7 protein-coding genes and 1 pseudogene are annotated in these 10,809 nt (G+C 43.2%); 1 reads left to right on the forward strand and 7 read right to left on the reverse strand.

All coding sequences use genetic code 11. From position 1 onward, the window contains the following. Nucleotides 1-64: 64 nt before the first annotated feature. A complete protein-coding gene (locus A5N85_RS06630; protein WP_249023937.1) occupies nucleotides 65-250 on the forward strand; it encodes a transposase in 186 nt (61 codons plus the stop codon). A gap of 430 nt (nucleotides 251-680) precedes the next feature. Here the strand turns inward: A5N85_RS06630 and A5N85_RS06635 are convergent, their stop codons facing one another. The 7 genes and pseudogenes from A5N85_RS06635 to A5N85_RS15625 all read right to left on the reverse strand — a co-directional run. Then, entirely contained in the window at nucleotides 681-6,101 is a 5,421-nt protein-coding gene (locus tag A5N85_RS06635) for a DNA repair ATPase (RefSeq protein ID WP_072576528.1), read from the reverse strand. Nucleotides 6,102-6,194: 93 nt separating this feature from the next. Further along, nucleotides 6,195-7,622: pseudogene (locus A5N85_RS06640) on the reverse strand (hypothetical protein); the annotation flags it as partial. Nucleotides 7,623-7,676: 54 nt separating this feature from the next. Beyond that, nucleotides 7,677-8,648: an IS110 family RNA-guided transposase gene (locus A5N85_RS06645; protein ID WP_072576530.1), complete on the reverse strand. Its 972-nt coding sequence runs from the start codon at nucleotides 8,646-8,648 to the stop codon at nucleotides 7,677-7,679. Between the two features lie 287 nt (nucleotides 8,649-8,935). Continuing rightward, on the reverse strand, nucleotides 8,936-9,283 hold the full coding sequence (locus tag A5N85_RS06650) for a hypothetical protein (RefSeq protein ID WP_072576531.1): 348 nt from the start codon (nucleotides 9,281-9,283) through the stop codon (nucleotides 8,936-8,938). Between the two features lie 8 nt (nucleotides 9,284-9,291). Next, entirely contained in the window at nucleotides 9,292-10,212 is a 921-nt protein-coding gene (locus tag A5N85_RS06655) for a zonular occludens toxin domain-containing protein (protein ID WP_072576532.1), read from the reverse strand. Then, nucleotides 10,209-10,490: a DUF2523 family protein gene (locus tag A5N85_RS06660; RefSeq protein WP_072576533.1), complete on the reverse strand. Its 282-nt coding sequence runs from the start codon at nucleotides 10,488-10,490 to the stop codon at nucleotides 10,209-10,211. Before A5N85_RS06660 ends, A5N85_RS06655 begins: the two co-directional genes overlap by 4 nt. Then, nucleotides 10,483-10,809: virulence factor TspB C-terminal domain-related protein (locus A5N85_RS15625; RefSeq protein ID WP_211268091.1), on the reverse strand; the 327-nt coding region annotated here is incomplete at its 5' end. The genes A5N85_RS15625 and A5N85_RS06660, both read right to left, overlap by 8 nt.

Raw genomic sequence — 10,809 nt, forward strand, 5'->3', positions numbered from 1 at the left:
CCTAGAAGTTACCTAAAAACAGTGTAATTGTCAATGGGACAATGTCCGCTTTTCAATAAACGCAGTGATAATTCAAGCAATCATTGAAGAGCATGGGCATGAGATAGTTTGGTTACCCCCTTATAGTCCAGACTTAAATCCCATTGAAAAGATGTGGGCTTGGATTAAGCAAATACGCAAAGAATGGCGGATGGATTGTATTGATACTTTATTCTTTTATCTGCTTTGGATTGGGTTGAGTTTTAGATGATTGCACTATAGATGGTTGGACTTCAAGGATGAGCGAAGAAGAATAACTAAAATACTACATTAAATCTGATCTGCCTTTCCAATCTTTCTATGAAATCCATTTTATTAATGAGTCTAGCTATAATAATTTACCCAAACACCAAGCTCTAACAATTCTTTTCTATCATTGGAGTCAATATGATTTTAATATGTTTTTAAAATTTAAAACATTGAAATTTCTATATTTTATGTTTTTTGAAAAGGTCTCACACTGTTTTTAATATGGTTATTTGTTAATAATTAGGATTTTTTATATTCTTTTGTTAAGATTATTTTAAACTTTATAGCTAAATGTCTTTAACTCACATACAGCGTTAGCTCGTTTTGCCGTACTGAAGTTGGCTGTCTGTGATTCGTCAGTTTGTATGCAAGCTAAACTCATTCAGCTATAACTATTTTAATTTTTTGTGTTGAATATTGCCTTTTCCTTCCGATGACTCTAGCTGTTCACTTAAATGGTTAAGTTTGTAGTAAACCGCATAATGCGCATCAAGGTTACGGTTGAGTTGTACAAAGAAAGGTTTGAGTGCCGTTTCTAAGCGGTTAATCAGTGGTACTAAGGTATTTTCTAAATTTGGCGTATATTTTACGGTATGAGCTAGATGCGTAGCAATACTGTCTAGCGCTTGGCTAATTTGTGTTGATGTGATTTGGGCTTGTAAGCTTTCTTGTAGGTTTTGGAGTGGCTGTGCAATTTGGGTGTGTAAAGTCGTGTGCAGATTCTGTAAAGGCGCAGCAATTTGTGCTAAAGCTTGCTGATTGCTGCTTTGAATGAGTTGCTCACCAATGTTTTGCAATTCTGCTCGAATAGCATCAACTTTATTTTGTGCCTTCACTTCCTGTATTCGCGCTGTAGTAGCCATATTTTCAATAGCCATTTCTATCGCGGTCTGCAGATTTTTCAGTTGCACAACGATTTTTTCCATTGGGTTATCGCTACCACCAAGGCTTTGTAAGCGTTGGAAAGTGGTTTTGATGTCTGTCCATCTTTGCGCTTGTTCAGCAGTCAGTCTGCCACGGAGTTCGTCAAGTTTGAGTAGATTGGCTTCGCTGCCGTCTTTGAGTAGCTGTGCTTCGCTTTGGTAGTGGTCATCAATCAGTTGTTCGAGTTCGCTATCACTGAGAGCGGTAGAAAGTTTTTCAGTGATTTTGTTCATATTGCGGTAGCTACCTTGTAAGCGGAACGGTGGCTCTGTGCGGTAGCGGTCTTCTTGTGCGGCAGAATCAATGTAAGCACGGTTTACGCGTAAGATAGTATCGCGCACAACTTGCATTTTTTGTAGCAAACTGATGATTTCATTGATTTCTGCTTGGCTATAGGGATAGTCTAAACGGCTATTATCTAATGGTTTACCTGCTGCGTGTTCAATGAGTTGCTCAAGGTCAGCTTTACTGCGCAAAGCAAGCGGAGCAAGGGCTTGATGCGAGGTAAGCGCATTTTCTAGGTAGCTTTGTGCAAAGGCTTGCGCACTATTGCCGATAATTTCACCCAGATTGTAAATGTCTGCGCGGTTTGCCAGCATATCCGGAATATGAAATGCCTCGCCGGTTTCGGTGTAAGGGTTTCCTGCCATCACGATAGCGAATTTTCGTCCTCGAAGGTCGTAGGTTTTGGCTTTGCCTTGCCACACGCCATCAATACGACGCGTGCCATCACACAATGAGATAAATTTTTGTAAGAATTCGGCATTGGTGTGCTGAATATCGTCTAGGTAAAGCATGACGTTATTGCCCATTTCCAAGGCAAGGTTTAAGCGCATCAGTTCTTGTGCGGCGCTGCTATTGGGTGCTTGACTCGGGTCAAGTGAGGTAACGTCATGTCCTAATGAGGGACAGTTGATTTTAACGAAGATTAAGCCTAATCGGTTGGCAATGTATTCCATCAAGGTGGTTTTACCATAACCTGGTGGCGAGATGAGCAAAAGTAATCCCATTAGGTCTGTACGTTTCCCCTCCCCTAGCGTGCCAATTTGTTTGGCGAGGTTATCGCCAATGAGAGGCAAATAATGTTCGTTGATAAGTTTGTTGCGTACAAAGCTGCTGAGTGGCTGTGCTTGTAGTTTGTCCATTTCTAAGCGTTCCCGCGCCTCAATCAGCAGTTGTTGACGCAATTCTCGATAGCGGTGATAAGCAGGTTGGTCAATATCGCGGTGATGAATATTGCGTTGAATAAAGTCATCAAGGTAACCGCTTAATCGCTGGTTTTGTAGCAAGGAATGTTCGCCTAATAGGGGCGCGGTTTGATAGCGCAAATCAGCTGCGCTCGGCGCAAGATAGAGGCTGCCTGAAACGGCAAGCGCGGCAGCGGCTTCGTTTAAGTAATGCGTGTCTTGTTGTTTTTGTGCGCATAAGGCTTGTAACCATTGGCTTGCCAGATGATAGCGCGCGGCAATGCTACGAGTGCTTAGGGTTTGTTGTAGGTCGCGCCATTGTTCTTCGCTGAGGTTTTGCGGTAGTTCAGTGCGTAACTGTTGAGCATATTTACTCAGTGGGAAGGTGATATCTATATCGCCTTTTGCTTCCCCTAAAACGGCTGCTAAAAAGCTCGCACTCGCGTTTGTTTCAGCAGAATTGATTGTAATTTTATGTTTATCTGCATACGCCTGCAATTGAGGAATGAGTTCAGCAATGAGCGCCTCTTTGGCGTGGGTTTGCTGTAAGGCATCGACAATGGTATCAGCGGCACGCGCTTGGTCAGCAATCGCGCTATCGCTGTTTTCTGCCCAATAGAGCATCGCTAAAGCGCGCGATTGCGGTGCATAGCTGAGATTGCCAGCTTGACTGATTATCGGTAACAGGGTTTGTAGGATTTGCGCGCTATCGTGGTCATGAATACCAGTTTCGTAGTTTTCTTCGTAATGGGTCGCGGCATATTGTTTGATGCGTTGTTGTAGTGCCTCTGGGTCTTGTGCCAGTTGTGCTAAACGGTCTAGGTTTAATTCGTTTTGTTGTGCTTGCGCTTGCGCAATCAGTTGGTAAGCCAAATATTCACTACGATATAGGTTAGCGCTTTCAGCAGGGCTGTTCATTTCCCAATAAGGGCGTAGCGCGTCGAGTTCTGGATGCTCTAAGGGTTCAAAGTATTGCGTGCCGCTAATATGCAAGGTGAGATGTTCTCCCCGCGGCATTAGCGTTAATTCTGGTGCTTGTTGGTTCACGCTAAAGCGATGGCGAGGCCCTAAGCGAATGCTATCGCCATCATAAAGTTCGGTTTTATCGCGTAAGCTACGAATGGCTTGCGCTTGTAGCGCTTTGAGTTTGGCTTCGATATCGTCTGCGCGGATGATTTCGTGAATGTCGCGCAGTTTTGCCATGATGTCGCGGCATTTGTGGATGAGTGCATCGCTGGCAAGGTAGCTGTTTAAGCTGTCTTCGTCGGTAAAGGTTTGTAAGCGTTTGCTAATAGTTTCCAGTAAACGCTCAGCAGCATCGCTTTGTTGTTGCGCTTTGCGTTGCCGCGCATCAAGTAGCTGCTGCCGACGTGCTTCAAAAGTGCTTTGGATATCTTCGCGTTTTTCAAAAATAGCGCTGAGGTAGGCGTCTTGCTCACCAAATTGGCTTTCTAGGCTTTCTAGGCTTTCTAATTGAATGAGTAAACGGCTTAGGGCGCTATCGCAGGCTTCAGGTGTGTCCGCTTCATTAAGCGCATTGCCCGTGCTTTGTGCCAGTAGGTTAATTTGTGCGGCAAATTGTGCGGCATTTTCGCTTTCTCCAAGATTTTGTTTTTTCTGTCGCAAGCGGGCGCGTTGTTGATTGAGATTCGCGTATATTTGGGTAAGGTTATCAATAATGCGAGTGCGTTCGTTGGCATCGGTAATGTCTAATGTTTGCGCAAGTTTGCTGATTTCATCAAGCTGGGTCGCGGTTTCGCCAAGTTGTGCTTGAATGGGGGCAAGTAAGCTCACCGCATTAGCGCCTTCAATTTGTTTGCTAGCCGCCTCTATATCTGCAATGAAAGGCGCAAAGGCATTATTATCGGCAAGATGCTGTGCTGCTTTGCTTGCAAAGCTTTGTTGCTCAGTTTGTAAGGTTTGGTTGAGTTGCGCCAGTTTTTCTTGGTCAATGTAACGACGTTCACCAAGGGTAATCAGTTTTCCTTGTGCATGACGAATTTCACTTAGGCTTAGCGCGTATTGTCCAATATGGTCATGACTGCGCGTGTGAATGGTGCGCAGTAGGTTCTGTTGTGCTTGCGCAGCATCATTGAGCGCTTGCTCGCTTTGCTGTCGAATGGTTTCGATTTTCTCGAATTCATCAATAATGGCTTCACTGGTTTGGTATAAGCTATCTAATGTTGCTTTTAACGGCGCTATTGCAGGATGTTGGCAAGTTGCTGGGTCTGTTAGCCAATAATGATGGTCACTTACCGCAATAATACTTTGGCGCAAATGCTCGTAAATGGTCATGCTAACCGTCTGTTTATCAATCAAGCGACTAATGCTATATAAGTCTGAAATCCCACGGACTAGTTCTGGATTGCCAATATGGCTTAACGGATTATCGTCTATGGGACGGGTATCGGCATATTCATCGCTGTAATAAGGCGTCTGCCAGATTTGCATGGGATGGGTACGCGTCGGGCTTTCTTCAGCGGTAAAGAGTGTTAAGCGTCCATTGGCTGCGAGCGCGTAACCATGCCCATAAATGGGATTTTGTAGGGTTTTATTGATGAGATTGTAAGCGTATAACCCAAAGATGCCTTTATCAGGATTGTAGAAAATATAGAGGAAATCTTCGCCGTTGGGTGAGCGAATGTGTTTTTTAATACGCATATGCGGACGGGCATCAAAGCGCTTTTGTTCGCCACTTTGTAAAGTATAACCACCAGGGAAAATAATGCCATGGTCTTCTGGTAGTGCCACGCAAGAAGCGCCAATGAGGTCTTCTCGGGTCAGTATGCCAGTGAGTAAATTGTAGTAGTAATAACGCGCGTCTTCGCGATAGGGCGTGATTTTTAAGAGCAAAAAGCCTGCGCGTTCGCCATATTGGATGTCAATATCATTTAACGATTGCGTGCGCTCTTTTAAAGTTTCACTGAGCAATAGTTTGCCTTGCGGGGTATTGTCTTCACAATAAATGCCTAATTCTCCATTTTGCGCACGTACGAATAACATGTTATTGACGTTTAAATGCGGATTACTGCCTTCGCTTAGCTGTTCACGCCCCACAGAATGCCACGCAAAATCATGACGTGGCGGCATCTCAATATCACGCTCTCCACGATTATCAATGTATTCAACGGGTACACCATTGGCATCGGTTTGCCAACGAAAAACACGGATATCTTCACGACGTTCTCCAATTTGGAAAGCAGCTAATAGTTTACCGTCTTTATGGGTGAGTTCGGTCAGGCTAGTCTGTTTATAATAGCGATACAGCTCTTCAAAATCGCTTTTAAAACGCGCCTCATCTAAAAACGTTCCCTCTAACGGCAAGGGCTCTGCGCTTGCTTGTCCAGTTTCTGTATCCTCAACATGAATTAAGCTAAAAACATCGCTAACCTTTGTTTCTGGTTTCAAACCGATAAAGACGTTATAGCCAAATAGCAAATGTTCACCAATTTGCACCATGTCGCGAGCGATACAATTATTTTCTGTACGTACTCGAATGCGCCCATCAACGTGCATTTCACTTAGCCCAAAGCTTTGCTCACGCGCTTGGTTAAGTGCTTGCGTTTGCGCAATCAGCGTATTGCTCTGCTCAATTAAGCGCTGACGAATGAGGGTATAGGCATTGCTTTCAGAAACGGCTTGATTAACGGTTTGCTCTGCGGCGCTTTCAGCCGTTTGTGGCGTTTGATTAGCATCGGTCATGGTGCAGTTCTCGTTTATTCGTCATGATGGGAAAACCCAACCAACGCATTATTTTTATTGTTCATAACACGTTGGTGAGTTGCACGATTTGTTTTATGAAAGCAAATTCGGCGGCGATGGCGGATTATTTTGCTTGTTTTGCGAAGTCCTTTTCGCTTCATTATTGGTTAAAAAGCGGCTCAACAAACTACTCACAATCTCGCTTTTATCCGATAAACCATCAATGGCTTTACCTAAAGACAAGGATTTTGCAAAAGTATCAAAGAAATGTTGCTCACCGCCAACAATATCGATTTTTGCTTTTTCCAATGCCAAGGCGAGGATTTTTGCATTTTCTTGAGAAACTGCTTTACCCGCCTCAATCGCAGCTAAAGTTTCGCGTAAACGCGTATCAAGGTTCATTCGATACTCTTCATGACCGCGAGATTCATCTGTCATCGTATTCATCGCTTCAAATTTCTCAATTAAACCACTTGCTTCTGCTTTAAATCGGGCAAGTGTGCTTTCTGCTTCGGCATTACCTTGTAAGCGAGTCACTTCTGCACTTGCCTCCCCTTTTGCACGAATCACGCCTGCTTGTGCCATACCCTCTTTTTCTTCTGCCAAAGCGGAAGCCTCGCCTTTAGCGCGAATAACATTTGCCTGTGCCATGCCTTCTTTTTCTTCGGCAATCGCGTTAGCTTCACGAATACGCGCTTCTGCTAAACCATAAGCTGCACGCTCTGCTTGAATCCCTTCTGCCATTTTCTTCTTCGCATCGGCATTTTTGACAGCGGCTTCTAAATTGGCTTGAGCCATTGTGGTGACTTCTATTGCGCGATGCTTAGAAGCCAGCTCATCAGCTTCTGCTTGTTTAACCGCATGGACTTTGCGTTCTTCGGCTTCCGCTTCAGCTTCTAAAATACGCACTTGTTTTGCGCGCTCGGCTTCAGAAACTTGGCGAACTTCATTGATACGCTCTTCCTCAATCGCCACCGTTTTATCAACCGCAATACGTTCCCGAATCACATTAGCAATTTCTTGTTTTTGTTGCTCAATCGCTTTCTCTGCTTCAATGCGTTGTAATTGCACATCGCGTTCGCGTGCCACAATTTCTAACTCACGCGCACGGTTCACTTTCTCAATTTCAATCGCTACTGCCCGCTGACGATTTTGTGCGGCAACTTCTACTTCTCGCTGCTGATTTTCACGTTGTACCGAAAGTTCTTGTTCACTCAAAATAAACGCCATTTCCCCTTTACGACGTTCTTCTTGTACTTTACGCGTTTCTGCTTCCTCACGCGCCCGTAAGCTCGCCACTTCTCGCGCTTGTTTGGCTTCAGCATCTGCTTGTTGACGTTCTAACTCCAACATCGCTTCGCGCGTTTCCACATTTTTCTTTTTAATCGCTAACTCTTCGTCGCGCTCAAACATATTGGTTTGAATATTTTGTTTGGCGGTTAATTCCGTGATTTTACGAATGCCTTCCGCATCTAAAATATTATTGGGATCAAGCGCGCTTTTTGGCGTTTGCTCAATATAGATACTGTGTTTTAACGCAAGTATCAAAAAATAATAATTTTTATCCATTTGATTTTAAATAATATTATTTTTATGAAATTGAATCTTACTTGGGTCAAAATAGGTATCGTGCTTTATAACATGATAAGCATAAATGACTAATTTACGCATCATCATGACGTATATTTGCTTAGGATGTTTACCTCTAGACTGGTGATATTCAAACCATGGCTTAAATAATTTTGACCTTTTACACGCTGTTAATGCTGGTAAATACAGACTTTTCCGAACAAATTTATCGCCCATCTTAGATATTCGGCTTTTGCTCCGCACACTGCTCCCAGATTCAACGATGATGGGCGATAAGCCTAGGTAACTCACAAGATGATTATAGCTGGGGAACCGCTCAATTTCGCATAGTACCGATAAAAGCACGTTAGCTGTTTTTTTACCAATGCCTATAATTGTAGTAAGTCGCTGTTGTTGGTTATTAAGTTCTGCGGATTGGCTGATATAGTTTTGCAGTTGCTGTTCTATTCGATTAATTTCTTGGTTTAATGCGCTCAATATGATTTCGATAGATTCAGATACGCAAGTTTCAGCAACTTTTTGGCGGTTGAGTTCCATAGTGCGCAGTTTTGTCAATTGTTCTAGTCGTCTTGTTAAGTTTTTGAGCATTTGCGCTTGCTCTTTTGGCGGTTGCCATGGTTCAGGCTGGTTAATTTTACAATATTGCGCAATCAGTTTGGCGTCTTGTTTATCTGTTTTGGTACGACTTAGAGTTAGTCGGGCATAGGATTTTATGCTGTATGCGTTAACAACGCTGATAGTAATATTCGCTTGGTATAGCGCATTAGCTATCGCGTAATAGTAGATACCTGTATATTCACAACACACATGGATTTTATCAGATAGATTATTCAACCTGTTTATTAGTTCATTATACCCCGCTGGACTATTGTCAAGCTGATAGCTTTTAGCGCTATCGCCATTAAGTTCGCAAACGTCTATGCTATATTTTGAAATGTCTAAACCAATATAAATCATGAGGGTAACCTTATGAATACGGCGTCCTGCGCCAAGATACTGTAGGGATTAAAAATGCCTGCATCATCAAATCTATAGTTCGAAGTCATGCTTCATGCAGAACATGATTGATGCAGGCAAAAATTAAATTGTTATTATTCCTCCCCTTCTGTAAATCATACCCTTTATTTTTTGCTGTGCTTGTCAAGGGAAGCTGCGCCGTTTTCGCTATGCTCAAACGCCCTTGACAAGCGCAAAAAAACAGGGTCTTTTCTACAGAAGGGGATGGAATAAACTACCCTTGCGGGTCAGTGAAATACATACTTAATTAGCAACATCGCGGCAAAACTGCCGCAAAACCAGCCCCCAAATGCCCATAAATTTCGCTCTAAGCGACTACCGTAAATTTGGTGAATGTTTTCTAAATAATCAATAAGAAATGGGAATAAATTTTTGTTATCAAAAATCAAACTTGATACATCTTTTTCATACTCTGAAATAAGCTCCTCTTTTTTACTAATACCTTCTTTCGTATCAATAATATCCTCTATAGCCAAAATATTTTCCATAACTTTAATATTTTTGTGATGAATTTCTTTCGCTAAAGGAATAAAGTCCGAAATGGCTAAAATATACTTTGCTTTCTTATAATTCATAAATCCTCTCAATAACTTTGTTGTTTAACTGTTATACCTCTGGGCAGCGGACTGTTAATAACGGTCAAACACTGAGCATGAGGCATATGTAATGTAACACCGTTCGCACCAAAGCACATACATCTGTTTATTTTACGATTTGCAGCACAGCCCATAACTGGCACAGTTTCTGGCGTGTTCGTCCAGTTATACGGCGAATTTGGTACGTTTGCTTGTTGCTCTGTTTGCAGTGTCGGTGTTGATGCAACTTGTTCCGCAGCTGATGCCTTTGCTAGTGCTGGTTCGGATGGCTTTATCATGCTGAAGTACATGAATCTGTAGCCAAGATATACCAAGGCTGGCACGAGGAAGCATAGCAGTAATTTCAGCTTTGCAGGCATCCGAAACTTGTGCGTGTGTATGGTCGCACTTTGATAATACTCATAATACTGCTTGGGAAATTTCCACATGACGCTGTCAGCGCGTTGTTGTTCTTTGCGATCGTTCGGGCTGTCGCAGACGTGCGACCATTCATAGCGCATGGCGCCGTGTATTCCCCTTGCGCGGTAGAAGTGTATGTGCTGTCCAGCCAGTTTGCGTACATGATGATGCACGAATGTAGGGGCTTGCGTAATGAATACGAGGTCATGCCCTGTATGACGATGAGTTTCCATTGCCGTAAGGCGCTCATCCTCAACTAAGCCACGTTTAGCATTTGCTGGGTAAAGGTGTGGTTGTTGGCATTCGTCATAAATTACCAGCGAGCCGTCAGGCGTATCACGCCAGTCGGCAGGCGCATCAAAGATGATGCTGGGATTATCAAACATTTCAGGTTTTAAGCCGTCGATGTTTTGATACACAGCCCGACCTGATTTATTGGCTTCATCAATGAGGCTGATAGCGTATAGGGTTTTACCTGAACCAGGTACGGCGGTCATCAGCGTTATCATGTTACAACTCCTACAAATACTTTTGCAGCATGGAAGGCAGCAGCGGTTGCTAATGCACTCACAATGATAGATAAGCCCTCAGGTACGCCAGCAATGGCTAATAAATCAAGGACAGCAGCAGGCAATTGAGATAACAAAGGCTGCAAGCGGGCAATACCTTCATCAACTAAATTAACTACGCCTTTATAAGTAAAGAAACCGATACCGAGCGCAGCGAGTATACGGAAAATCACCGATGACAGAACCCAAACAAGGACAACAGATAATAATTTAGCCACGGATTACCCCCAAGTTGATACGGATTGCGAGCAGATAAGCAGCTGCAAGAACTAAGTATTTAATCATGGCGGCAAAGTCGCACCATGGTTGGAATGATAGACGTAAATTACCTGCTAAGATGGTATTAATCTCGATAGGTGTTGGGCATGAGGCACTGCCAAAATCTACGGTACGTTTTTGCTCTATGCCTTTGCGTTCTTCTACGCCTTTAAATTCGGGTAATTCTTCATTAAATGGTTCTTTTATCCAGTCGTAAAAATCTTTATCTTGTTTGATGATTTGGAGCTGTGTATCGCAAAGAGTCGGCACGAGTTCACA

The sequence above is a fragment of the Suttonella ornithocola genome (assembly GCF_001889065.1).
Classification (GTDB): Bacteria; Pseudomonadota; Gammaproteobacteria; order Cardiobacteriales; family Cardiobacteriaceae; genus Suttonella_A; species Suttonella_A ornithocola.

Coding starts and splice junctions, on each gene's coding strand:
- A5N85_RS06650 (WP_072576531.1), bottom strand. CDS start 9,283: ATGAATTATAAGAAAGCAAAGTATATTTTAGCCATTTCGGACTTTATT.
- A5N85_RS06655 (WP_072576532.1), bottom strand. CDS start 10,212: ATGATAACGCTGATGACCGCCGTACCTGGTTCAGGTAAAACCCTATAC.
- A5N85_RS06645 (WP_072576530.1), bottom strand. CDS start 8,648: ATGATTTATATTGGTTTAGACATTTCAAAATATAGCATAGACGTTTGC.
- A5N85_RS06635 (WP_072576528.1), bottom strand. CDS start 6,101: ATGACCGATGCTAATCAAACGCCACAAACGGCTGAAAGCGCCGCAGAG.